14 protein-coding genes and 2 pseudogenes are annotated in these 25164 nt (G+C 66.8%); 10 read left to right on the top strand and 6 right to left on the bottom strand.

The window, feature by feature from the left end; all coding sequences use genetic code 11:
- The first annotated feature begins 15 nt into the window (after window positions 1-15).
- Window positions 16-603: a type II toxin-antitoxin system PemK/MazF family toxin gene (locus AWB95_RS10285; RefSeq protein WP_062540855.1), complete on the top strand. Its 588-nt coding sequence runs from the start codon at window positions 16-18 to the stop codon at window positions 601-603.
- A 3-nt stretch (window positions 604-606) separates the two neighbouring features.
- Here the strand turns inward: AWB95_RS10285 and AWB95_RS10280 are convergent, their stop codons facing one another.
- Both AWB95_RS10280 and AWB95_RS10275 read right to left on the bottom strand, forming a co-directional pair.
- Entirely contained in the window at window positions 607-1035 is a 429-nt protein-coding gene (locus tag AWB95_RS10280; RefSeq protein WP_062540856.1) for a CBS domain-containing protein, read from the bottom strand.
- A gap of 93 nt (window positions 1036-1128) precedes the next feature.
- Entirely contained in the window at window positions 1129-1794 is a 666-nt protein-coding gene (locus tag AWB95_RS10275) for a hypothetical protein (RefSeq protein ID WP_211279756.1), read from the bottom strand.
- A gap of 166 nt (window positions 1795-1960) precedes the next feature.
- On the opposite strand from AWB95_RS10275, the gene rpsT reads away from it, so the two are divergent.
- Window positions 1961-2221, top strand: coding sequence for a 30S ribosomal protein S20 (rpsT, locus tag AWB95_RS10270; RefSeq protein WP_045376222.1), 261 nt, complete (start codon window positions 1961-1963; stop codon window positions 2219-2221).
- Between the two features lie 61 nt (window positions 2222-2282).
- On the opposite strand, the gene holA is transcribed toward rpsT, so the two are convergent.
- The 3 genes from holA to AWB95_RS10255 form a co-directional block, all read right to left on the bottom strand.
- A complete protein-coding gene (holA, locus tag AWB95_RS10265; RefSeq protein WP_084707464.1) occupies window positions 2283-3233 on the bottom strand; it encodes a DNA polymerase III subunit delta in 951 nt (316 codons plus the stop codon).
- 82 nt (window positions 3234-3315) lie between these two features.
- Entirely contained in the window at window positions 3316-4812 is a 1497-nt protein-coding gene (locus AWB95_RS10260) for a ComEC/Rec2 family competence protein (protein WP_085168194.1), read from the bottom strand.
- Window positions 4813-4859: 47 nt separating this feature from the next.
- Window positions 4860-5696, bottom strand: coding sequence for a ComEA family DNA-binding protein (locus AWB95_RS10255; RefSeq protein WP_085168155.1), 837 nt, complete (start codon window positions 5694-5696; stop codon window positions 4860-4862).
- A 206-nt stretch (window positions 5697-5902) separates the two neighbouring features.
- On the opposite strand from AWB95_RS10255, the pseudogene AWB95_RS10250 reads away from it, so the two are divergent.
- The 6 genes and pseudogenes from AWB95_RS10250 (at window position 5903) to AWB95_RS10225 (ending at window position 9623) form a co-directional block, all read left to right on the top strand.
- Window positions 5903-6314: pseudogene (locus AWB95_RS10250) on the top strand (phage holin family protein).
- Window positions 6301-6522 (top strand): DUF3618 domain-containing protein, encoded by a 222-nt coding sequence (locus AWB95_RS10245; RefSeq protein ID WP_062540367.1) that lies wholly within the window; start codon window positions 6301-6303, stop codon window positions 6520-6522. The pseudogene AWB95_RS10250 and the gene AWB95_RS10245 overlap by 14 nt, the downstream one beginning before the upstream one ends.
- A 1-nt stretch (window position 6523) precedes the next feature.
- A pseudogene (locus AWB95_RS10240) lies at window positions 6524-6853 on the top strand (NAD-dependent epimerase/dehydratase family protein); the annotation flags it as partial.
- Between the two features lie 87 nt (window positions 6854-6940).
- Window positions 6941-8098, top strand: coding sequence for an acyl-CoA dehydrogenase family protein (locus AWB95_RS10235; RefSeq protein ID WP_062540369.1), 1158 nt, complete (start codon window positions 6941-6943; stop codon window positions 8096-8098).
- Window positions 8099-8106: 8 nt separating this feature from the next.
- Complete coding sequence (locus AWB95_RS10230) at window positions 8107-9198, top strand: acyl-CoA dehydrogenase family protein (protein ID WP_062540370.1); 1092 nt, start codon at window positions 8107-8109, stop codon at window positions 9196-9198.
- Window positions 9199-9200: 2 nt separating this feature from the next.
- Window positions 9201-9623 carry a PPOX class F420-dependent oxidoreductase gene (locus AWB95_RS10225; protein ID WP_062540371.1) on the top strand — a complete coding sequence of 141 codons (423 nt, stop codon included), beginning with the start codon at window positions 9201-9203 and terminating at the stop codon, window positions 9621-9623.
- A 14-nt stretch (window positions 9624-9637) separates the two neighbouring features.
- Here the strand turns inward: AWB95_RS10225 and AWB95_RS10220 are convergent, their stop codons facing one another.
- Entirely contained in the window at window positions 9638-20434 is a 10797-nt protein-coding gene (locus AWB95_RS10220; protein WP_062540382.1) for a type I polyketide synthase, read from the bottom strand.
- 302 nt (window positions 20435-20736) lie between these two features.
- On the opposite strand from AWB95_RS10220, the gene AWB95_RS10215 reads away from it, so the two are divergent.
- Both AWB95_RS10215 and AWB95_RS10210 read left to right on the top strand, forming a co-directional pair.
- Window positions 20737-22158 (top strand): condensation domain-containing protein, encoded by a 1422-nt coding sequence (locus tag AWB95_RS10215; protein WP_062540372.1) that lies wholly within the window; start codon window positions 20737-20739, stop codon window positions 22156-22158.
- Window positions 22159-22165: 7 nt separating this feature from the next.
- A complete protein-coding gene (locus AWB95_RS10210) occupies window positions 22166-25153 on the top strand; it encodes an MMPL/RND family transporter (protein WP_062540373.1) in 2988 nt (995 codons plus the stop codon).
- Window positions 25154-25164 lie beyond the last annotated feature (11 nt).

Below are 25164 nucleotides of genomic sequence, written 5' to 3'. Positions count from 1 at the left end.
TCCTATCCTGCGAACATGGCGTCACAGTGGAGGACGTTGCAGCGTTTTCAGAGGAACCTCGAGAATTTGGTGTTCAACGAGGCGCCCAAATTCATCCGCCAGCTGCAGAACTCACCGGGAATCCAGCGCGGCATCAAGCTCGGCATCGACGTCATCGCCGGCACGGCGTCGTCGCCGCCTACCGAGATCGCCGCGGGCCGGCCGGTCACTCGCACCAGCGTTCCCACCGCGCACCGGGCCCGCAAGCTGGTCTACGCGCCCGACCTCGACGGTCGTGCGGACCCCGGCGAGATCGTGTGGACGTGGGTGGCCTTCGAGGAGGACCCCACCCGCGGCAAGGACCGCCCGGTGCTGGTGGTGGGCCGTGACCGGCAGACGTTGCTCGGCCTGATGCTGTCCAGCCAGGACCGGCACGCCGACGATCGCGATTGGGTCGGCATCGGCAGCGGCAGCTGGGACGACGAGGGCCGGCCGAGTTGGGTGCGGCTGGACCGGGTGCTCGACGTGCCCGAGGAAGGGATCCGCCGCGAGGGCGCGATCCTGCCACGCGAGATGTTCGACGTGGTGGCCGCGCGGCTGCGGGCCGACTACTCGTGGAGCTGAGCGCTAACCCTGGGTGATGTAGGACTGCAGCTGCGCCTGCTCGGCCTCCAGCTCTTCCATCCGGCTCTTCACCACGTCGCCGATGCTGACGATCCCGATCAGCTTCCCGTTGTCGATGACCGGGACATGGCGCACCCGGTTCTCGGTCATCAGCATGCTGATGGCGTCGACCGTGTCGGTCTTCTTACAGGTGGACACGACGGCCGTCATGATCTTGGAGACCGGGCGAGAAAGCACCGACGGACCGTGGGTGTGCAGCTGGCGCACCACGTCACGCTCGGAGACGATGCCCACGACACCGTCGGGTCCGACTACCACCATCGCGCCGATGTTGTGTCTGGCAAGCCCCGCAAGCAGTTCGGTCACCGTTGCCTCGGGGTTGATCGTCACCACCGCCGCACCCTTGTTACGCAGCACGTCTGCTATCCGCATCGGGGCCTCCCGTTGTGATCCGGTTCACACCAGGCTACGGCCAACTCGGTCGGCGTGAAAGCGGCCGGTCGAAATGGGCACTGCCGTCCCAGGTCAGCACCCCGAGTGACGGTGGCTGCGGCCCAGGCGCGCGCCGGCAACCAGCAGCCATGCCAGCGCCGAAACCCTGGCGATCGGCAGCATCACGCCCAGAATCGGCCAGATCAGCACCAGCGTCGTCAGCCCGGCCAGGACAGCGACCGCCACGCCGCAGTAGGCCAGCGGGCGCGGCAGTAGCCCAAGCGTCACGCCCGGCACCGACATCCCGGCGACAAGCAGGCCGAGCGCCACGATGTGCGCCGGTCCCCCCGTGAGAAACGCCAGGTAATACAGCACCCGAACCAGGGCGGCGTCGGCGCCGACGCCGGGCCGCGACAGCACCCAGCCCACCAGGCCCGTCAAACCGAGCGTGCCGGTCGCCAGGGTTCCGCCGGTCAGGGCGATTGCTCCGGGCACGGCGGCCCCCAGCTCACGCAGCCTGGCGCCCGCCGTCGCCGCGTAGACAGCCAGCGGCACCGCAGACGCGAACACCCCGACGGCGATGACCTGCACCGCCGCTGGCTGCTCGGCCACGTACTGCTCAACCGGGGCGGCCGGCCCGTACGGCAGCGGCATGACGCCGCCGAGCACGACGCCGATCGCCACCGCTCCCAACAGCAGGCCGATGCAGATCGCGGCCCACAGCGCCAGCGGCGGTTCCTGCTGTGGTCGGGCGTCCATAACCGAACGATATGGTGGCGATCCCCTGTCGACGACCGTTTCCGCAGGCCAGTGGGCTCGGCTTTGGGAGAACGCCGCGGCTACTGATAGCCTGGTCAGTCGCTGCCGCCTGACCCGGCATGTGCAGCCCAAATACTCCCGTTGAGATCGACGAAGGAACTACCGCGTGGCCAACATCAAGTCGCAGCAGAAGCGTAACCGCACCAACGAGCGCCGGCGACTGCGCAACAAGTCGGTGAAGTCGTCGCTTCGCACGGCTGTTCGCGCGTTCCGCGAGGCCACCGAGGCCGGCGAGAAGGACAAGGCCGCCGAGTTGCTGGCTGCGACCAGTCGCAAGTTGGACAAAGCCGCGAGCAAGGGGGTCATCCACAAGAACCAGGCGGCCAACAAGAAGTCGGCGCTGGCGCGGGCATTCAACAAGCTCTGAACCCAAACCCAAAAGGCACCCTGCGACCACCGGTTCAGGGTGCTTTTCGTTTGTTGTGCCCTCAGCGGCCTCGGTCGGCGACCAGTTCGGCGACCCTCCGCACTGCGGCTTCCAGCGCATAATCGGCGTCGGCGGCGGCGCCCTTGACGTCGGCGTTCAACGCGGCCACCCATCTCATCGCGGTCGCCACCATGTCGCGTGACCACCGCCGCGCCTGCTTCTGCGCCTTCTGCACCCGCCAGGGCGGCATGCCGAGCTCCCCGGCCAGCCGGTAGGGATCACCCGATAGCGGCCCCACCCGGCCGATGGTGTGCACCGCCTCGGCCAGCGCATCGGCCAACACCACGTGCGGTTCGCCGCGCATCATCGCCCACCGCAGCGCTTCGGCGGCCCCTTCGACATCACCGGCCACTGCCTTGTCGGCGATGTCGAAGCCCTTCACTTCGGCCTTGCCGCTGTGATAGCGGCGCACCGCCGCGGCGTCCACACGGCCCCCGGTGTCGGCGACCAATTGTGAACACGCCGAGGCTAGTTCGCGTACGTCCGAGCCGACCGCGTCGAGCAGAGCATTGACGGTCTCTTGGTCGACCTTGGCCTGCAGCGACCGGAACTCCTTGCGGACGAAGTCGGCGCGTTCACTGGGTTTGGTGATCCGGGCACACGGATGCACCTCTGCGCCAAGCGTTTTCAGCTGATTGGCCAACACCTTGGCCCGCCCGCCGCCGGAATGCACGACGATCAGCACGGTGCCTGCCGGAATGTCGCCCGCTGCGGCGGCGATCAATTCGGCAGCGTCCTTGCCCGCTTCACCCGCCGCTTCGAGGACCACTATCCGCTCGTCGGCGAACAGTGACGGGCTCAGGAGTTCGGCGAGCTCGTAGGTGCCGACCTCGCCGGCCCGAAGCCGGCTCACCGGAATGTCGTCGGTGCCGGTCCGCTGCCGCACCGACCGCAGCACCCCGGCCACCGCGCGCTCGACTAGCAGTTCCTCGTCTCCCAGCACGAGGTGCAACGCCTGGCTCACAGTTCGATCGTGTCATGCGCGGCCGACAATGAGTCACTGGGTTGGATTGGCGGCGACCCGCCGCACTCGGCTATGCCGAGTTTGCGATCGCCGGCAGTACGAGGCCCGACAGCGACCAGGCCACCAGCCCAACAGCGCCGACGGCCATCACCACGCGAAACCACCGCCACCGCCACAGCACGACGGTCAGCGCCGCGGCAGCCGCGACAAGTACCACGCCGGGAGTGCCGGACGGCACCGGCACGCTTGCGGCCGGCACGCTCGCCGCCCAGTGCGCGATGTGCAGCACCCACCACAATTCCGGACCGGTGAACCGGATCAACAGTTGCGCGGCGGCCGGCCAGACCATGCACAGCGCAGCGGCGGCGCTGCCCAGCACGGTGATCGGGGCGATCAGCGCCGCGACCGCGAGGTTCGCGGCCGCGGCCACCAGGCTGACCCGCCCCGAGATGCCCGCGACCAGCGGGGCGGTCACCACCTGCGCGGCCCAGGCCACGCAGACCGCGTCGGCGAGCGGTTTGGGCCAGCCGGCCGATACCAGGCGCGCCGACCAGGCCGGCGCGATGACCACCAGCGCGGCCGTGGCGACCACCGAGAGCGCGAAACCGACGTCGACCGCCAGCTGCGGAGCGATCACGAGCAACAGCAGCACGGTGGCGGAGAGCGCCGGAATCGCTTGGCGCCGCCGCGAACTCAGTACGCCCGCCAGCGCGATGGCGCCCATCACCGCCGCGCGCAGCACGCTCGCCGTCGGCTGCACCACGATCACGAACGCCAGCAGCGCGACCGCGGCCAGCGCGACCGCCGCCCGCGGCCCGATCAGCGGCGCGGTGAACAGCACCGCGCCGCACACGATCGTGATGTTGGCACCCGACACCGCCGTGAGGTGCGTCAGCCCGGCAGTCCGGAACTCTTGGCCGGTGATAGCGGTGACCGTCGACGTGTCGCCCAGCACCAGCGCCGGCAGCATCGCGGCTTGGTCGGCCGGCAGCACGCGACGCGCTGCGGCGACGAACCGGTCACGCACGGCGTGTGCGCCACGATGCACCGGCGCGGCGCGGCCGGGCGTGGGCTCCCCGATCGCGTTGACCACCGCCACCGTCAGGTCATGGCGGGTGGGACGGGTGATCCGCGCCCGAAACTGCATCGGCTGACCCACCATCAGGTCGTGGAAAGTGGTCGCCGGCGCGAAAACCACTACCCGACCGCTGGTTTCGTCGTTTCCGAGCCGCTGGACGGTGGCGCGAAACATCAGCCGACCCCGCCCCAGCGACAGTTCGCTCTCGCTGGGTGTGACCGTCACCCGCGTTGCCGTTCCGAACGCCGCGGTGATCGGGTGGTGAGCGACCGCGTCGGCGCGCAAGCCGATCGCCAAGCCGAACCCCGCCCCCACCACACCGATTGCGACCAGACCGATGCCGACGGTGCGCAGCCGAGACGCGCGCGCCGACAAAGCACCCGTTACCGCGGTCAGAACCCCCAGCACCGCAAGGAGATTGCCGACCGGCCAGACGATTCCGGCGGCGGTGACCAGCCAGCCGGTCAGCGCGGCCGGCGCCAGCCGCACATCCAGCCGCGCCGGCGCCGGGCCGCCGAACGGGTACTGCACTGCCCTCAGACACGGACCAGTGCGCGCAGCTTGTCCAGCCGCGCCGGGCCGATGCCGTCGACCTCGGCGAGCTGGTCGACGCTGTTGAACTTGCCGTTGGCCTCGCGCCACGCCACGATCGCGGCCGCCGTCACCGGCCCGATGCCGGGCAGGGTGTCCAGCTGTTGCACCGTCGCGGTATTCAGGTCGATCACCTGGCCCGGCTTCGACGAGGTGGGTCCGGACGGCTTGCCCGGCGCTGCCGGCGCCGCCGGCGCGCCCGAGCCCGGGTTGACCGAACTGCCCAGCGCCGCCGGTTGCCCCTTCGGCGGCGCGATGCCGACCACGATCTGCTCGCCGTCACCGACTTGGCGGGCCATGTTCAAACCGATCGTGTCGGCGCCGTCCACTGCGCCGCCGGCGGCGTTCAGCGCGTCGGCGATCCGCGCCCCGGGCGCCAAGGTGACCAGTCCCGGGCTGTGCACCAACCCGACCACGCTGACCACCACCGGTTGGGCCGGCCCCACCGACGGACTCGGGCTCGGACTGCGGGTCGCCGACGACACCATCTCCACCGGCGGCAACTTCGCCGACACCACCGGCGCCGGCCGGTCGCGCACCAGCGTGAAAACGGTGACCAACACGGCGATCGCGGCGATCACCGCCAACGCGATCGCGCCGGCACGACCGGGATCGGCGCGCACCCTGGCGAGCAGGCCCTGCTGCGCGGAGCCGTCCGGAACCCAGCGAGGCAGCAGGGAATTCGGGTCGCCCTCGCCGTCATCGTCGCTCGCGTCGCCATCGGCGTCGGGTTGGGCGCCGAGGCGCCGGTGCAGCCGCTCGGCAGGCAGTTCTGTTCGCATGGCACGACGGTAGGGGCGCCGACCGTCACCGGCACCCGCCGCGCGGCCTGCCGAGGCCGCGCTGTGGAGGAATGCTCAACTGTGGACAGCCCGGGTTTGACGATCCACCACACGGGTAGCCGGGCGCTATGGCTTTGGCTCTGATCACCGGCCGCAGCATTGAACGCCGCCGGTGACGTACACGCAACCAGCACGGAGATGACCCGATGAGCCTGGAGGCAAAACCGAAGTCCGACGCCTCGATCGGTGAATTGATGGCCCAGTTGTCGTCACAACTGTCACGGCTGGTACGAGACGAAATGCGCTTGGCGCAGAAGGAGTTTCAGCAGTCCGCCAAACACGCCGGCGCCGGCGCCGGTCTGCTCAGCACCGCCGGCTTGCTGGCGTTTTTCGGGGTAGCCAGCCTGATCGCGGCCGCCAATCGCCGTCGTCGCGCTGGCATTGCCGGTGTGGGCGGCCGCACTGATCGTCGGCGCTGCACTGCTGACAGCGTCCGGTTTGGCGGCGCTGTCCAGCAAGAAGCAAGCCGACGAGGTCACCCCCGCTGCGCCGCAAACCACGGCCAACATGAAGAAGGACATCCAGGAAGTGAAGGACGCCAGCCGTGGCCGGACCTGAGCCGGGACCGGACGCCCGCATCGGCGACATCCAATCCGACATCGAGCGCACCCGCGGCGAGCTCGGCGACACCGTCGACGCGCTGTCGGCCAAAGTCGACCGCTCGAAGGCCGCTGCCAAGCCGTCCCTCGCCGTCGTCGCTTCGGTTGCCGGCATGACCGTTGTCGGCATCTTCTGGTGGCGCTGGCGTTCCGGCCGTCGCCGCTGACATGGGACTGACCGTCGCGGTCACCGGGCCCACCGGCGAGATCGGCACCTCGGCGGTGGCGGCGCTGGAGCGCGACCCGGCCGTCGACCGCATCATCGGCATGGCCCGTCGGCCGTTCGAGCCGTCGTCTCGCGGATGGACCAAAACGACTTATCGCCAGGGCGACATCACCGACCGCACCGCGGTCGACGCGCTGGTCGCCGACGCCGACGTGGTCGTCCACTTGGCGTTCATCACCATGGGATCGCGCGAGGAAAGCGCCCGGGTGAACCTGGCCGGCACCCGCAACGTCTTCGAAGCCTGCGCTGCCGGTGCCGCCGAAGGACGCCTGCGGCGAGACGTTGCAGGCGCTGGCTGCGTCGCTGTGAGGACATGCGGCTAACCTGCTGGGCAGAGTTCCCAACTACAGGAGACAGCCATGCAACTGGCGCTCACCGCGGAGGAAGCCGACTTCCGCGACGAACTGCGCACCTTCTACACGACGCAGATCCCGGCCGACGTCCGCGAGCGGGTGCGGCTGGGGCAAGTCAACCGTGACGACATTGCCACCAGCCACAAGATCCTGCACCAGCACGGGCTGGCGGTGCCCAACTGGCCGGTGGAATGGGGCGGCAAGGACTGGACGCCGGCCCAACATCAGATCTGGCTCGACGAGATGCAGCTGGCCTGTGTGCCCGAACCGCTGAACTTCAACGCCAAGATGGTCGGCCCGGTAATCGCCGAGTTCGGTTCCCAGGAGACCAAACAGCGCTTTCTACCGCCCACGGCAAGCCTGGACATCTGGTGGTGCCAGGGATTCTCCGAACCGGAAGCCGGCTCGGACTTGGCGTCGCTGCGCACCACCGCAATCCGCGACGGCGACAGCTATGTCGTCAACGGGCAGAAGACCTGGACCACGCTGGGCCAGTACGCCGACTGGATCTTCTGCCTGGTTCGCACCGACCCGCAGGCACCCAAGAAGCAGGCCGGCATCTCGTTCCTGCTGATCGACCTGGACACCCCGGGGATCACGATGCGCCCGATCAAGCTGATCGACGGCGGCCACGAGGTCAACGAGGTGTTCTTCGAAGATGTCCGGGTGCCGGCCGATCAGCTTGTCGGCGAGGAGAACCAGGGCTGGACCTACGCAAAGTTCCTGCTGGGCAACGAACGAACGGGCATCGCCGGCGTCGGCCGCACCAAGGTCCGCCTCGCCGAGGTCAAAGCGCGCGCCACCGAGACCGGCCTGCTCGACGATCCGCTGTTCGCAGCCCGACTCGCCGAAGCCGAAAACGACGTGCTGGCATTGGAACTCACCCAGATGCGGGTAACGTCGAGCTCGTCGGGTGGCAAGCCCAACCCGGCGTCGTCGGTGCTCAAACTGCGCGGTAGCCAGTTACAGCAGACGGCCACCGAACTTCTGGTCGAGGTGGCCGGGCCGGATGCGCTGCCGTTCGAGGCAGGCGACGACATCGCGTCACCGACATGGGCGCAGCGCAGCGCGCCGCATTACCTGAACTACCGCAAGACGTCGATTTACGGCGGCAGCAACGAGGTGCAGCGCACGATCATCGCGTCGACGATCCTGGGATTGTGAGGTAAGCCATGGACTTTCAGTTGAGCGACGAACAGGTGCTGCTGCGCGACACCACCCGCGATCTACTGGCCCGCAGCTACGATCCCGAAAGCCGGCTCAAGGTCGTCGACACCGAGCTGGGCTGGAGCCGTGAGGTGTGGAGCCAACTGGCCGACACCGGGATACTCAGCCTGGGTTTCGACCCCGCCGAGGCGGGCCAGCTCGAAATCATGGTGGTGCTCACCGAAATCGGACGCCGGCTGGCCCCCGAACCGGTGGTACACGCGGCGCTGGGCCCGGGCGCGATCATCGCCGAGTTGGGCACCGAGCCGCAGAAGCAGCTGCTGGACGAGGTGGCGGCCGGCCAGCGGTTGCTGGCGTTCGCACACCTCGAGCCGCGCGGCGCCGACGCGACCACGGCTGTGTCGCACGGTGATTCGTGGGTCTTGAGCGGGCGTAAGAACCCGGTGCTGGCCGGCGACTGCGCCGACCTGCTGGTGGTCAGCGCCGCATTGCCCGACGGCGGGACGGGACTGTTTGTGGTCGACGCCGGTGCCGTCGCCCGGCATCCGTATCCGACGTTCGACGGTCAGCGCGGCGCCCAGATCGACCTGGACCAGACGCCGGGCGAGCCGCTGGGTGAGGCAGGCGACGCGTCGGCGGCCATCCGCAATGCCGTGATCCGCATCCAGTCGGCATTGTGCGCCGAGGCGGTCGGCGCCATGGAAGAAGCGCTCCGGCTGACCACCGATTACCTCAAGACCCGCAAGCAGTTCGGCGTCACACTGAACACCTTCCAGACGCTGACTCAGCGCGCCGCCGACATGTACGTCTCGCTGGAATTGGCCCGCAGCATGAACTACTACGCGGCGATGTCGATCGCCGACGGCAACCTCGACCCGGTGATCGCGGCGCGGGCCAAACTGCAGATCGGCCGCTCGGGCCGGCATATCGGGCAAGAGGCGATCCAGCTGCACGGCGGCATCGGCATGACCGCGGAATACCCGGTCGGCCACTATGCGGCCCGACTCACCGCTATCGAGCACACGCTGGGGTCGTCGCAAGACCAGCTGCATGTCCTGGCCGACCAGGTCGGCGACTACGAGGTTGTCACCCTATAGGCATGACCGAACTTTCCGCGGAAGTCATCGAATTCCTGTCGGCGGGCACCCGCACCGGCATGCTGGGATATGTTGCCTCCGACGGTCGTCCGCTGGTCGCTCCGGTGTGGTTCGTCGTCGACGACGGCGAGCTGGTGTTCAACACCGGCCGTAACACCGCCAAAGCCCATGCGCTGGCCCGGGATTCCCGAGTGGTGATCTGCGTGGACGACCCCCATCCGCCGTACTCGTTCGTCCAGGTGCAGGGAATTGCGACGATGACCGAGGACGCGCCGGAGCTGCTCGACATCGCCACCCGGATCGGCGGACGCTACATGGGAACCCACCGGGCAATCGAGTTCGGCCGGCGCAACGCTGTCCCCGGCGAACTCGTGGTGCGGGTCCGGCCGACCAAGGTCAACTCGGCCTTCAACATCGCCGACTAAGCGACCCGCCAAACTCAACTCGGCTCTGGCGCAGCGACCGATTCTTTCTCACCCGACGGTGAATCCGACTCCGGCAGCTGGCCGGCCAGGTACTCGGCGAGCCCGCCGATCGTCGGGTAGTCGAATACCGCGGTGGCGTTGATCGTGAAGATGCCACCGAATTGGCTGTGCAACCGGTTGCGGAGTTCGATCGCCATCAGTGAGTCCGTACCCAGGTCCAAGAACCGACTGGTCGCGGCGGGCGGTTGCGCGAGCCGCAGGAAGCCCTGCACTTCGCGCTGCAGGAATTCGGTGATGAAGCTGGCGCGCTGCGCGACCGGTATCTCCTGCAGTTGCCGAAGCAACTCAGCATCGCCGGTTGCCTCCCCAACCGCGCTCGGCAACACGAGGTCCAGAATCGGTGGACGAGAATTGCCCAGCACCTTCATGGCACGCTGCCAATTGGCCTTGATGACGGTTGCCTGCGCAGTTCCGTTGGCGACAACCTCGGCAAGCGCCCCGAGTGCTGCCGACGGCTCCAGCGGAATCATGCCCTGCGCACTGAGATTGGCGCGTGCGGCCTCTGACGAGGCCATGCCCCCTTGTGCCCAGGGTCCGAAGTTGACGCCGGTCGCCGGCAAGCCTCGCGCCTGGCGGTGCGCCACCAACCCGTCCAACAGCGCGTTGGCAGTCGAGTAGTTGGCCTGGCCGGGTGAACCGAGCAAGCTGGACACCGAGGAGGACACGACGAAGAAGTCGAGATCATCGTTCTTCGTCAGCCGATCCAAGTGCCAGGCACCGAACGCTTTGGGCGCCAACGTCGTTCGGAAGCGCTCCAGGCTCTGATCAGAGAGCAGCGCGTCATCGAGCACGCCCGCCAGATGCGCCACTCCCGCAAGCGGCGGGCACTCCACACGAATCCGGTCCAGCAGGTTTGCGACTTCCGACTCGTCGCCGACGTCGGCCGCGAAGGTGTGGATGCGGCACCGGTAGCGCTCGGTGATGTCCTCGATTGTCCGCTGTGCGTCCGCGTCGGGTGCGCGCCTGCTGGTCAACACGATGTCACCGGCACCCAGTTGGGCCAGATACGACGCCATGTGCAGGCCGATCGCACCGAGTCCGCCGGTGATCAGATAGCTCCGATCGCCGCGCGGCTGCAGCGGTTTCGGCATCTGCAGGACGATCTTGCCGATATGTCGCGCCTGCTGCATGCGGCGAAACGCCGTCCTGGCTTCGGTCAGCGGGTAGATCTCGGCGGGCAGCGGCTTCCACTCGCCGCTGGCCAACCCGTCCGACACCTCACCCAGCAAGCGGCGAATGCGCTCGGGCTCTTGGAAGGTCACCGTGTCCAGGGCAACGATTTCGTAGGCGATGTCGGGACGGATCGCCGCCATCTGTTCCGGTGTCCAGATGTCTCGCTTGGCGATCTCGGCGAATCGGCCGTTCTGGGCGGTGGCCCGGACCGTTGCCTCGATAAAGCCCTCATTGGTCAGGCTGTTGAGCACCACATCAACACCCGCGCCGCCGGTATCCGCCAAGATTTGGCCGGCGAAATCCGTACTGCGCGAGTCGTAGACGTATTCGACGCCAAGCTTGCGCAGTGTCGCGCGTTTGTAGGTGCTGGCGGTGGCGAAGACGATCGCACCGTGCTGGCGGGCCATCTGGATCGCGGCCAGGCCGACACCGCCGCTGGCGGCGTGGATGAGCACGCGGTCTCCGGGCTTCAGTTGCGCCCAGTCGAATGCGAGCCGGGCGGTCAGTGCCGCGGCGGGAATGGTCGCCGCATCGATCGCGCTCACCCCGTCGGGAATCGGCGCCAGCAATTGGGCCGGCACGTTGAACCGGCTGGAGAACGCGCCCTGCATGAAGCCGTAGACGCGTTGGCCGACCTCGAGTCCGGTGACACCGTCACCCAATTGTGTGACGATGCCCGCAAAGTCGCCGCCGATCGGGCCCGGATCGCCCGGGTAGAGGCCCAACACATTGAGCACATCCCGGAAGTTCAGCCCAGCGGCCTCGACCCGGACCTGCACATAGCCCTCGCCGGGCGCCTGCACTTCGGTCTCGGTCAGGCGCAGGTTGTCGATCGCGCCCCGTTCGGTGGGTGCCAGGACGTATTCGGCTGTACGCGGTACCGCGAGGTGACCGTTGCGTGCCCATTGCAGTAACCGGGACGCAAGGAACTTTCCTTGACGCAGTGCGAGTTCCGGCTCGCCGATCGGAATGCCGAGAAGACCGGCCAGCGAGTGCACGGCCTCCTGAGAACCGTCGTAGTCGACCAGCCTGCAGTGCAGGCCCGGTTCCTCGTTGATGATCGTGCGGCCGAGTCCCCATAGCGCCGCCTGCACCGGGTCGACCGGTTCGCCGGATTCGGTTGCCACAGCCCGTTCGGTGATGATCCAGAGTCCGCCCGGAAGCTTGGCCGCTCCGTCGCTCTGCAGCGTGTGCACTGCGCTGAGCAGGTGGGCGATCTCTGTCTCCAGCCGTGCGGCACATTCAGCTATCGACTCGTCGGCACCCGGCCCGGCGCCGCGCCAGACGACGCCGGAGAACGGCATACCGCGCTCGCGAGCCTGGGCCAACAGCGCACCCAGCAGTTCGGTAGTGCGGTCAAACGAGACGCAGCCCGGCAGTTCGGCTGCCAGTTCGTCGAATCCGGCGACTAGCCATGTGCCGCTTGCCTTTCCGGCGCCGTCACTCGATGGTGGGGGCGGCACCTCGTGCCAGCCGAGGCTGTACAGCAGCCTGGTGGCGTCGCCGCCGAGCCCGCGCAACAACGCCTCCCGGGGCGCGCGTTTGACCGTGAACTCGCGAATCCCGCCGAGGTGGCCGCCATCCCGGCTGACGAAGTCGAGGTCGAAGACTTGGGTTTCGCTGTCGAGGCCGTTGGTGTGCCACTTTGCGCGGCAGTAAAACCTGCGAGGCATCTTTTCCCGCAGCGCCACTTGCCCGTAGCGCAACGGCAGGAACAGATCGCTCACGCCTTGTTCGGCGGCAAGAAGTGCCGGGAACGCCGGGAAGGCGACTCCGGTGCACAGGTCGAGCAGCACCGGATGCATGGGCTCGGTGCCGAGCTGCTCGGCCAGCTCTTCGCCGACGGTGATGTCGCCGATCGCCTCACCCTCGCCGAGCCACAGCGACTTCAGGGAACCGGACCAGGTGGGCCCCCACGCCAGTTCCATGTCGGCGAAGGTCTCGAACAACTCTTGCGGACGCATGCGGTTCGAGCGCTCGATCACTGCGTCGATGGGGTCCGCTTGCTCGGGCGTCGCCTCGTCGTCGACGCCGGTGGTGACGGTGCCGTCGGCGTTCAACGACCACTCGGAATCGGGAACGCCGTAGGGGCGGCTGTGCACCTGGAATTTCCAGCCGCCGCCCTCGAGCGGATGCAGCGTCAGCTGCACCTCGCGGGAATCTTTCTCGGGCAGGATGATCGGCTCGTAGAAAAAGACGTCTTTCACCCGCGCCGGGGGGCCGACGGCGGCCAGGGCCATCGCCGCATAGGTCGCCCCCGGAACGACGACGGTGCCGTAGATGACGTGGTCGGAAAGCCACGGCTGCGATTTGACGGACAGCCAGCTGGTGTATACGCAGTCGCCGGAGGCGAGATCCTTTGCGCTGCCCAAGATTCCGGATGACACGGCACCGTTCACGGAGATGCCGGACGTCTTGGGCCAGAAACGACGGCGCTCGAACGGATACGTGGGCAGCTCGAGTCTGCGGCGGGGCTCATGCTGCAACGCAGCGAATTCGGGCCGATGGCCGCTGACGTAGGCCCCCGCCAGCGCTTCGGCGATCTGACGCCGGTCCCCTACGCCTTTACGCAGCGACACGATCGCACGCGGCGCGGCCAAGTGTTCCGGCCAGACCTGTACGGCAGCCCCGGTCAGCACCGGTTGCGGACCGATCTCCATCAACACCGAGCAGCCCAGCGCCGCCACGGTGCGCACGCTTTCGGCGAACTGCACCGGCTGGCGGGAATGCCGCCGCCAATAGTGAGCGTCGAGTGGGGTTGCCGCCGTCAGCACGGTGCCCGTGCGGTTGCAGACCAGCGGCAACGTCGGCGCAGCGAACTCCAACCGCGCTGCGTACGACTCGAATTCACCGAGCACCGGTTCCAGCAACTCCGAATGGAAGGCGTGGCTGGTTTCCAGCCAGCTGCAGCGGATTCCGTCGTTTCCAAATCGGGCGACTATCTCTTCCAGGTCCGCTCCCGGGCCCGACAGCACCGTATTGGGGCCGTTGTAGGCCGCGACCGACACCCGGGGAAATTCGGTGGCGACTTCCTCGACGTTCTTGGCGTCGGCGAAAACCGCAACCATGCGCCCGCCTTCGGGCAGGCCGCCGAACAGCCGACCACGCTCGGCGATCAGCCGTGCCCCGTCCTCGAGGCTGAACACCCCGGCCACACACGCCGCCGCGTATTGGCCGACGCTGTGCCCCAGCACCACATCGGGCTCCACACCCCACGACTGCCATAACCGGGCCAGGCCCATCTCGACGGCGAAAAGCGCCGGCTGCGCAAACGAGGTGTGCCGCAACGTCTCTGCGGTGTCCCTGTCGGTGGCGAACATCACCTCCAGCAACGGGCGCGGCAGGATCTCGTCGGCCGCGTCCGCGCAATGTGTCACGGTTTCCGCGAAAACCGGCTCGGCATCGAACAACTCGCGTGCCATTCCCGGATACTGACTGCCCTGGCCGGTGAACAACCACGCCGTCGTCGGCCGGTCGGTGCACTCGCCGCGCAGCACACCGGGGCGCAGCCGGTTCTCGGCCACGTCGGCCAGGCCGTCTCGAGCTGACCGGACCGAATCGACGACCAGCGCGGCCCGGTGTTCGAAATGCGAACGACCCACCCCTGCCGTCAGGCACACATCGGCGACGTCGGCTTCCGGGTGGGCGTCCAACCAAGAGCCGTACCGCTGCGCCAACGCCACCAGTGCCTGCGGCGACCGGGCCGAGAGCGGCAGCACACTCACCGATTCGTCGTGAGCGTCCAACTCGGGCTCCGCAGTGGACGCCGGTGCCTCTTCGATCAGTACGTGTGCGTTCGTGCCGGTGAATCCGAAGGAGCTGACACCGGCGCGCCGCGGCCTGCCATTGGGCTGCCAAGGAGTCGGCTTGTCCACCACCCTCACCGGCAGCGAGTCCCACGGGATATGCGGCGACGGCGTGTCGAAGTGCAGGCTGGCCGGCAGCACTCCATGTTGCAGCGACAACACGACCTTGATCAGACCGGCGGCCCCGGATGCCGACTCGAGATGGCCGATGTTGGTCTTCACCGATCCCATCAACAGTGGGCGGGCCGAGTCGCGGCCGGCGCCATAGACGGTGCCGGCCGCCTGCGCCTCGATCGGATCACCCAGCGGGGTGCCCGTGCCGTGCGCCTCGAGGTAGTCGACATCCTCGCCGGCCAGCCCGGCACGGGCCAGGGCTGTGGCGATAAGCCGTTGCTGTGCACCACCATTCGGCACAGTCAAACCGCTGGACGCGCCGTCCTGGTTGACCGCGCTGCCCGGGATCACGGCGGCAACCCGGTCGCCGTCACGCACCGCGTCGCTGAGCCTCTTGAGCACCAGGATCCCGCAGCCCTCGCTGCGGACGTAGCCGTCGGCGGAGGCGTCGAAGGTCTTGCATCGCCCGCCCGGCGACAGCATCCTGGCGCGTGAGGCCGCCACAACGGTTACCGGACTCAGTAAGACATTCACACCGCCGGCCAGCGCCAGATCGCAGTCGCCGGAATGCAATGCCTGGCAGGCCTGGTGGACGGCCACCAGCGACGAGCTGCACGCGGTATCGACCGCCACCGCCGGTCCTTCGAACCCCAGCGCGAAGGCAACCCGACCGGAAATGGCGTTGAGCGCGTTGCCGGTGATGAAGTAGGGCTCGATTTTGTCGATCGACTCGGCGGACAGCAGATGCGCATATTCATTGGCGGCCACCCCCGCGAAGACGCCGGTTCGGCTGCCGCGCAATGCGGACGGCGCGTACCCGGCCCTTTCGAGAGCCTCCCAGACCGTTTCGAGCATCAGCCGCTGCTGCGGCTCGATCCAGACCGCTTCACGCGGCGAGATTCCGAAGAATTCCGGGTCGAACCCGTCGATGCCGTCGAGGAATCCGCCGAAGCGCGTGTAGGTCTTGCCCGCGGTATCCGGGTCCGGGTCGTAGAACTCGTCGATGTCGAATCGGTCCTCCGGGACTTCCCGGATCGCGTCGACACCGCCGGAGAGCACCTCCCAGAACGCCTCCGGGTTGGGCGCGCCCGGGAAGCGGCATGACACCGCGATGATCGCGATCGGCTCGTCCGTGCGCGTTGTCGTTACCGCCGCCGGCTGAGGCGCCGAAGCTTTCTCGCCGAGCTCGAGCACGTCGCCGAGTAGGTAGTCGACCACGTCGGACAGGCGTGGGTAGTCCATCGCCAGGGTCGCCGGGATTTCCTTGCCCACTCCTTGCTCGATGCGGCGCCGCAGTTCGACGGCCATCAGGGAATCCATGCCGAGATCGAAGAATCCGGCGTCCTCGCGGATCTCCGCGGCATCGACGCGCGTCACCTCGGCTACCGAGTCGCGCAGGTAATCGGTCAACAGTTTCTTGCGCTGCTGCACCGGGGCGTTGGTGAGCCGCTCGACCAGCGGGGTCTTCCCAGACGCCGTTGTCACCGGCGCCGCATCGGGCACTTCACGCTCCAACTCCGTGAGGAATCCGCGCCTGCCTGCTTGCTGGTATAGCGGCAGGAATCGGGCCCAGTCGATGCGGGCCACGACCCCCTGCGCCGACGACGCCGCCATGACATCGGCCATCCCTGCAAGTGCGTCGGCAGGTGACAATGTCCGGACTCCGCGCTGATCCAGCCGCGCGCGAGCGTCCGCGTCGGCCATGCCAGCCGACCAGGGACCGAAATTCACACTGATCCCCGCAACGCCCTGTTCGCGCAGCCGCCAGGCCAGCCCGTCGAGGAAAGCGTTGGCCGCGCCGTAAGCGGTCTGACCGAAGCTCCCCCACACCGAGGCGATCGAGGAGGTGCTCAAGAAGAAGTCCAGTTGAAGGTCGGCGGCTGCTTCGCTCAAATGCCAAGCACCCCAGACCTTCCCGGCAAAGACGCGATCTACTTCGGCGTCGTCCAGGGCGCTCAGTGGGGTGGTACCGACCTCCCCCGCGGCATGGACGATGCCGGCCAACGGCGGTAGTTCGGACCGCACGGTAGTTAACAGGCGCGCGACGTCGTGCGCATCGCCGACATCGGCGGCGACGGCCCGGATTTCGCAACCGTGCTGTTTGCTCAACGCATCGATGCGCCGTTGTGCGGCATCGCTGGGCTCGCGTCGACTGGTCAGCACCAGATGCCGGGCACCGTGCGCGGCCAGGTACCCGGCAATTTCCAGTCCGACCGAACCGAGCCCTCCGGTCACCAAATACGTTGCGTCACTGCGCAGTGCCGGCGGTGTCGCGCTCGGCTGCCCGACGCGTCGAACCAGCCGTGGAACATAGACCGTTTGATCGCGCAGCGCGACTTGGTCCTCTCGGCGCGGTTCGGCCGCCACCTGGTCGATCAGCCGCGACCATTCCTCCACGGTGCCGTCAGCCAGATCCGCGAGTCCGCCCCACACCTGCGGATGCTCGAGTGAAGCGGCACGACCGAATCCCCAGAGGCAACTCTGATCCGGTGACACGGTGTCGGCTTCGGTGACTCGTTGTGCGCCGCGGGTCACCAGCCAAATGGGCGTGCGCAGTTCGGCCGCGACCGCGGCGCGGAAGAGTCGCCTTGTCCCGCCCAGGATTTGGTGCTGCATCCGCAACAGCGACCGCATCGACGGTGCGATGTCGGAGCCGACGGCCGCGACATGCAGGATTCGTAGCGCCGGTTCGTGCGCCGCCGCTGCGCGCAGCGCCGCCGCGAGCTGTTCCTCGTCCGCGTCGGACACCGGCAACCCGAGCAGCCGAGACTGGTGCCCGCGCGCGCTCAATGCGTCGACCAAAGGCTGAACTACACGGGCGTCGTCGCCGATGAGAAGCCAGGTAGATCCCTCACCGGCTGTCGCATCCGAGACCGTGGATTTCTCCCATCGAATCTCGTAGCGCTCGTCCGCGATCGACTGCGTTTTACGCTGCCGGCTGTGTTGCGCCCCGTTGGTTTGCTGGCCGCGATTGGGGCGATTGTCCCGAAACCAGTACTGGCGACGCTGGAATGGATAGGTGGGCAGGTCGAGTTTGCGCGCCGGTCCCGAGACGGCGCCGAAATCAGGGCGGTGGCCCAGGACGTACGCGTCGGCAAGGGCTTCGGTGATCTGTCGGTGGTCAGCGGTGTTTCGGCGCAACGACGCAATCGCCCGCGGCGCGGTGGCCGGGTCAGGCCATGCCCGCAGAGCTGCGGCGGTGAGCACCGGCTGCGGGCCGATCTCGAGCAGCACCTTGCAACCCAGCTCGGCCAGGGTGCGCACGCTCTTGGCGAATTCCACCGGCTGGCGCGCGTGGCGACGCCAGTAGTTGCCGTCGAGTTTCACGCTCCTGCCCAGCGTGGAACCGGTGCGGTTGCACACCAAAATGCGTTGCGGCGGGCTGAAATTGAACTCACTCGCATACGACTCGAACTCGTCGAGGATCGGATCCAGCAGTGCCGAATGAAACGCGTGGCTGGTGTCGAGCCAGTCACACCGGACACCGTCGGCGCTCAAGCGAGCCACCGCCTGCTCCAGATCCTGCGCGGGTCCGGACAATACAGTGTTGGCGCCGTTGTAGGCGGCTATGGACAAGTTGGGGAGCTCGTCGGTGAGGCTCTCGACGCGCTCGGCGGCGGTGAACACCGCGGCCATCCGACCGCCCGCAGGCAAGCTGCCGAAAAGACGGCCGCGCTCGGCCATCAGCCGCATGCCGTCCTCGAGGCTGAACACACCCGCGACGCAGGCAGCCGAATACTGGCCGACGCTGTGGCCCAGCACCACGTCGGGTTCGAAGCCCCACGATTGCCACAGCCGCGCCAGGCCCATCTCCACCGCGAACAAGGCGGGCTGGGCGTAGGAGGTCTGCCGCAGCGTGGCGTCGCCGTCTGCATCGAAAATCACGTCCAGCAACGGTTTTTCGAGAACGTCAGCGACCACTGCCGCGCAACGGCTCAGGGTCTCGGCGAAAACCGGCTCGGTGTCGAACAATTCGCGAGCCATCCCCGGGTACTGGCTGCCTTGACCGGTGAACAACCACGCCGTTTTCGGCGCGTCGTCGGATACTCCGCGCACCAAACCCGGTGCCGGACGGTCGTCCGCGAGCGCACCTAGCAATTCGCTGGCAGATTCCTTGGAATCGACCACGAGCGCGGCCCGGTGCTCCAAGTGTGCTCGCCCTGCCCCGGCGGTAAAGCACACGTCGGCCAAAGTGGCCTCCGGGTGGGAGCTCAACCATGTGCGGTATTGATCGGCAAGCTGCACCAAAGCGGCGGGAGTGCGCGCCGATAACGGAAGTACGCGGAAGCGCCGGTTGCCGGGCCCCTGGATCGGAAGCGGCGCCACAGCGGGCTCGCGCACTTCCTCGGGCGCTTCGGAGAGGATGACGTGCGCGTTGGTTCCGGCGAACCCGAACGAGCTGACTCCCGCAATACGGGGTTGACCATTGCGTTCCCAGGCGGTGGCCTCCTGCACCACCTGCACCGGAAGCCGGTCCCAGGGAATGTGCGGCGACGGATTGCGGAAGTGCAGGTGCTGCGGCAATAACCCGTGCTCGAGCGACAGGATGACCTTGATAACGCCTGCGATCCCGGCGGCCGCTTCCAGATGCCCGATGTTCGTCTTCACCGAGCCGATCAGCAGTGGCCGGCTGGCCTCGCGTCCGGCACCGAGCACCGCACCCGCGGCCTGGGCCTCGATCGGGTCGCCCAGCGATGTCCCCGTGCCGTGTGCCTCCAGGTATTCGACGTCACGGGCGGCCAGACCGGCGCGCTTCAGCGCGTCGGCGATAACCCGTTGCTGGGCAACACCATTCGGCACGGTCAAACCACCCGATGCGCCGTCCTGATTGATTGCGCTGCCCCGGATGATGGCCCGGATTCGGTCGCCGTCACGGACCGCGTCCTCGAGGCGCTTGATGACGATGACGCCGCAGCCCTCGCCGCGCACGTAGCCGTCGGCGGCCGCGTCGAATGTCTTGCACCGCCCGTCGGGTGCGAGCATGTGCGCGCGGGAAAACGTGATCATCGTTGCGGGAGTGAGCAAGACGTTGGCGCCGCCGGCCAACGCGAGGTCGCATTCCCCTAAGCGCAGCGCTTGGCATGCCTGGTGGATTGCCACCAACGACGAACTGCACGCCGTGTCGACCGCGACCGCCGGGCCCTGCAGCCCCAACCGGTAGCTGATCCGGCCCGCCGCTGCGGCATTGGACGTCCCGATTGCCATATAGGCTTCGATCTCGTCGTAAGTCAGCTCGTCGGATGCCATTCCCAGGTAGTCATGGGTGGCCAAACCGACGAAGACACCGGTGTTCGTGTTTGCCAGAGCCGTTGGCGCGGTGCCGGAATGCTCCACCGCCCGCCACGCCGTCTCCAGCAAAAGCCGATGCTGCGGGTCCATCAACCTGACCTCGCGCGTCGAGATACCGAAAAACGGCGCGTCGAACCCCGTCACGTCGTCGACGAAACCTGCACGCCGGGTCACCACCTTCCCGGGCGCACCGGGTTCCGGGTCGAAGAATTCGTCGGCATCCCAACGGTCTTGCGGCACCTCCGATATCGCATCCCGGCCTTCGCGCAGCACATCCCAAAACTCGTCTGCACCCGCCGCACCGGGGAAACGCGCCGCGTAGCCGACGATCGCAAAACTTGACTGCTGCTCGCCCTCGGCGGATGCCATACCGCTGTCCTCTCTGTTGGGGACGGTGAAGATTCGGTCGCCGCGCGCGTTCACGCGGCCCGGTCGCGCATCAGAATTGCTGCCGCGGGCCAGTATTGCAAGTGCTACGCCGGCGCCGGTGCCGCGCACCGTACCGCACGGTATGGCTGCTGACAAGCGTTGCGTGCCCGGGTGATTTGGTGTATTCGATCTCAGCGGCCACCTGCCGGCGACACCAGGGCGACAGTCAGTGCGCAGCGGGCTATGTTGGGTCTCGCTGCCAACCTGACCGGACGAGCCGATCACATCGAGGAGGAGAAGTCTTGCGGATCGGGAAGATAACGATCGGCTCACTCGATGATTGGACGCTGACGCCCGGCGCAGTGACTTCGTGGCACCCGACGCAGATGGCTCTGGCAAAGGTTCGCCAAGCGCCGGTCAGCTCGGTGCCAGTCAGTTACATGCAAGGTCAACATCTTCGCAACTACCACGAGCGGACATCTGCGGGGCTGGACTTCTCCCGACAAATCATCGCTACCTGCGAAGTGCCTGGCCAGTGCGACATTTCCGCGATGGATGAGGCCCTCAACGCATACCTGCGCCGGCACGACACCTTTCGCAGCTGGTTCGAGCACACCGGCGATTCAGAGTTCATCAGGCACACCCTCAGCGATCCGGTTGATATCGAGTTCGCGCCGCGCACGCACGGCCAGATGACTGCTGACGAGGTACGCGCTCACGTCGTGGCCATACCGAATCCGCTGGAGTGGGGCTGTTTCAGCTTCGGGATCGTCCAAAGCGAGAACCACTTCACCTTCTTTGCCGCAATGGATCATGTGCACGGGGACGCGACGTTGATCGGCACCACCATGCTCGAAGCCAACGGCATGTATTCAGCGTTGAGCGCAGGCGGTGAGGCACTTGCGCTTCCCGAGGCCGGCAGCTTCGACGACTTCTGCGCCCGCGAACGCCGGTACACCTCAACGTTAACCGTAGATTCACCGGAGGTGCGCGCGTGGATCGAGTTCGCCGAGAACAACAATGGCGGCTTCCCTGAATTCCCGCTCCCCTTGGGCAACCCGTTGGAACCGTGCGGCAGCGGGATGGTCTCCGAACTGCTGATGGACGCCGAGCAGACGGAGCGATTCGAATCAGCCTGTTCAGCGGTGGGCGCACGCTTCGTCGGCGGTTTGTTTGCCTGCCTTGCGCTGGTGGAGCACGAGTTCACGGGTGCTCTCACGTATTACGGTCTTACTCCCCGGGATTCCCGCACCGCCACGGACAATTTCATGACGCAGGGCTGGTTTACCGGCTTGATCCCGATCACCGTGCCGATAGCTGCGGCCTCGTTCGGTGAGGCGGCATGGGCGGCGCAGGCTTCCTTCGACTCAGGTCTGGACATGGCAAAGGTGCCGTATTACCGCGTGTTGGAACTGGTGCCCTGGCTGAGCTGGCCGCAACCGAACTTTCCGGTGTCGAACTTCTTTCATGGCGGTGCCGCTCCGCTGAACGCCGTGCTTGCGGCGGCCGACCTGGGTCTTGCCGACAACATCGGAATCTACTCGGACGGCCGGTATTCATATCAGCTGACCATCTACATATTTCGGTACGGCGAGGGCACGGTCATGGCGATCATGCATCCCGACAATCCCGTCGCCGAGAAATCGGTCACCCGTTACATGGAGGCGATGAAGTCCGTGTGCGTGCGGGTCGCCGCCAGCGGGCACTGGGGACGCGTCGCATGAGAGCGATATGCAGCGGCTAGCCGATTTTGTGGTGCGGTGGCCGTGGGTCGTGATCGGGATCTGGGTCGCGGTCGCAGTGGCGCTACCGCTGACGTTCCCGTCGCTGGGCGAAATGGCCCAAAAGCATCCGCTCGCCATCTTGCCCAGCGATGCACCGTCGAGCGTCACGGCGCGAAAGATGACCGAGGCGTTTCACGAATCGGGCTCAGACGATCTCCTGCTGATAGTCCTGACCGACGACAAGGGGCTTGCCCCCGCCGACGAAGCCACTTACCGCAAACTGGTGGACGCGCTGCGCCGGGACACCCGAGATGTGGTCATGTTGCAGGATTTCGTCAGCGCGCCGCCCCTGCGCTCGGTCGTGACCAGCAAGGACCACAAGGCGTGGGTGCTGCCGGTCGGGGTTGCGGGCGAGTTGGGCACTCCAGGGTCTTACGCCGCTTTCAACCGGATCAGCGAAATCGTCGAAACCGCCTTGAAACAGGCCCCAGCCGGAACATCCCTGACCGCAAACATCACCGGCCCCGCGGCCACCGTGGCCGACCTCACGGTCTCGGGCGAACGGGACCGGATGCCGATTGAGCTCGCGATCGCCGTCATGGTGCTGATCGTCTTGCTGGTGGTTTACCGCAGTGCGGTCACCATGCTGCTGCCGTTGATCACGATCGGGTTGTCCCTGGTGATCGCGCAGGCCGTGGTGGCCGGATACTCCCAGCTGACGGGCTCGGGAGTGTCGAACCAGTCCATCGTATTCTTGAGCGCGATAATGGCCGGCGCCGGAACGGATTACGCCGTATTCCTGATCAGCCGCTATCACGACCATTTGCGGTCAGGAGCGGATTTTGACCGGGCGGTCAAGGCGGCGATGATCTCGATCGGCAAAGTGATCGCCGCATCCGCCGCCACCGTGGGAATCACCTTTCTGGTCATCAGCTTCGCCCGGATGGGCGTGTTCAAGACGGTCGGAGCGTCGTCGGCGATCGGGATCGGCGTGGCGTTCCTGGCCGCGGTGACGTTGCTGCCGGCGATCCTGGTGCTGGCCGGGCCCCGCGGCTGGGTGAAGCCCCGGCGCGAGTTGACTGCGCGGTTCTGGCGGCGCTCGGGCATCCGCATTGTGCGCCGGCCGAAGGTTCATCTGGTTGCCAGCCTGCTCGTGTTGCTCGCGCTGGCCGGCTGCGCCGCGTTCCTGCGCTACAACTACGACGACCGCAAGGCCGTGCGAGCCTCTGCGCCGAGTTCCATCGGATACGCCGCGCTGGATCGCCACTTCCCGGTGAATCAGTCGATTCCGGAATACATCCTTGTGCAGTCACCGCATGACCTGCGCACGCCGCAGGCCCTTGCAGACCTCGAGCAAATGGCGCAGCGAGTCAGCCAACTGCCGAATATCGCTGCGGTCAGCGGCATCACCCGTCCCACCGGGACGGTGCCGAATGAATTCAAAGCCACCTATCAGGCGGGCGCCATCGGCACCGTCCTGGCCGACGGGTCCACGCTGATCAACGACCACACCGACGACCTCGATCGGCTGGCCGACGGGGCCGGCACGCTGGCCGACAACCTCAACCACGTACGCGGCCAGGTCAGCCGCCTCGCTGTCAGTGTCCAGAGCTTGGTCGACTCTTTGTCCTCGATGAAAAACCAATACGGCGGCGACACTTTGGTCAAGGAGGTCGACACCGCGGCCAAGCTCGTCGACCACGTGAATTCGCTCAGCAATGCCATGGGCTGGAACTTTTCGGCCGGCAAGAACATGTTTGCCTGGATTGGCCCGGTGTTGACGGCGTTGCAGGGCAATCCGGTCTGCGATCTCGACGAGTCTTGCAGCGCCACCCGCGGAACGTTCGAACGGCTGGTCGGAGGCCGCGATCAGGAAGACCTCGACGCGATCAGCGATCTGTGGGGACAACTGCAGTCGTTCCCGGACAAAAAGTCCCTGAACGCATCGATAGAGCGCGTGCGTGGTGCACTCACGAACCTCACCAAGGTGATGCATTCCATGGGAATGGACCAACCCGGTGGCCTGCAAGCGAACCTGAGCAGCATGCAAGACGGCGCGAATCGATTCGCCGGTGGGAGCCGGCAAGTGGCCGAGGCGGTGACGCAACTCGTCGACCAGGTCAAACAGATGGGTGCCGGGCTCGATCAGGCGTCGGCCTTCTTGTTGTCGCTGAAACGTGATGCCGCGCAACCGGCGATGTCAGGGTTCAACATCCCGGCCCAGTTGCTGCACTTGAAGGCGTTCAAGATCGCCGCCAAGGTCTTCATCTCGCCGGACGGCCACTCGGCGCGTTACCTGGTTCAGACCAAACTCAATCCGTTCAGCAGCGAAGCCATGGATCAGGTCAGCACGATCACCCAGACAGCTCGGGGGGCCCAACCGAATACCGCGTTGGTTGACGCCACGGTATCGATGGCGGGATACACCGTCGGGCTGAAAGACACCCGCGACTACTACCGACACGACATCCGGTTCATCATCGCGGTAACCCTCGTCGTCGTGCTACTGACCTTGATGGCGCTGCTGCGTGCGATTATCGCACCGCTGTATCTGGTTGCTTCCGTGGTGATTTCGTACCTTTCCGCGGTGGGCATCGGCACGCTCGTATTTCAATTCATCCTCGGCCAGCAGTTACATTGGAGTGTGCCGCCACTGGCCTTCGTGGTATTGGTCGCGGTGGGCGCCGACTACAACATGCTGCTGGTCTCCCGGATGCGTGACGAGTCTCCACACAGCATGCGTTACGGCATCATTCGCACCCTGAGCTCGACCGGCGGTGTGATCACCGCGGCCGGTCTGATCTTCGCTGCGTCGATGTGCGGGCTGTTGTTCTCCAGCATCGGCACGGTGGTCCAAGGCGGTTTTGTGATCGGTGTGGGAATTTTGCTGGATACCTTCGTCGTTCGCACCATCACGGTTCCCGCCATCGCTGCGCTCGTCGGGCGGGCCAACTGGTGGCCGTCGCGGCGCAACCCAGTTAGCGCGCACACCTGATGTATGTGAAA

The organism is Mycobacterium celatum (assembly GCF_002101595.1).
Lineage (GTDB): Bacteria > Actinomycetota > Actinomycetes > Mycobacteriales > Mycobacteriaceae > Mycobacterium > Mycobacterium celatum.
This window is presented reverse-complemented; position numbering and strand designations above follow the sequence as displayed.

Coding starts and splice junctions, on each gene's coding strand:
- AWB95_RS10280 (WP_062540856.1), bottom strand. CDS start 1,035: ATGCGGATAGCAGACGTGCTGCGTAACAAGGGTGCGGCGGTGGTGACG.
- AWB95_RS10285 (WP_062540855.1), top strand. CDS start 16: ATGGCGTCACAGTGGAGGACGTTGCAGCGTTTTCAGAGGAACCTCGAG.
- AWB95_RS10225 (WP_062540371.1), top strand. CDS start 9,201: ATGACCGAACTTTCCGCGGAAGTCATCGAATTCCTGTCGGCGGGCACC.
- AWB95_RS10210 (WP_062540373.1), top strand. CDS start 22,166: ATGCAGCGGCTAGCCGATTTTGTGGTGCGGTGGCCGTGGGTCGTGATC.
- AWB95_RS10255 (WP_085168155.1), bottom strand. CDS start 5,696: ATGCGAACAGAACTGCCTGCCGAGCGGCTGCACCGGCGCCTCGGCGCC.
- AWB95_RS10275 (WP_211279756.1), bottom strand. CDS start 1,794: ATGGACGCCCGACCACAGCAGGAACCGCCGCTGGCGCTGTGGGCCGCG.
- AWB95_RS10235 (WP_062540369.1), top strand. CDS start 6,941: ATGCAACTGGCGCTCACCGCGGAGGAAGCCGACTTCCGCGACGAACTG.
- AWB95_RS10230 (WP_062540370.1), top strand. CDS start 8,107: ATGGACTTTCAGTTGAGCGACGAACAGGTGCTGCTGCGCGACACCACC.
- AWB95_RS10220 (WP_062540382.1), bottom strand. CDS start 20,434: ATGGCATCCGCCGAGGGCGAGCAGCAGTCAAGTTTTGCGATCGTCGGC.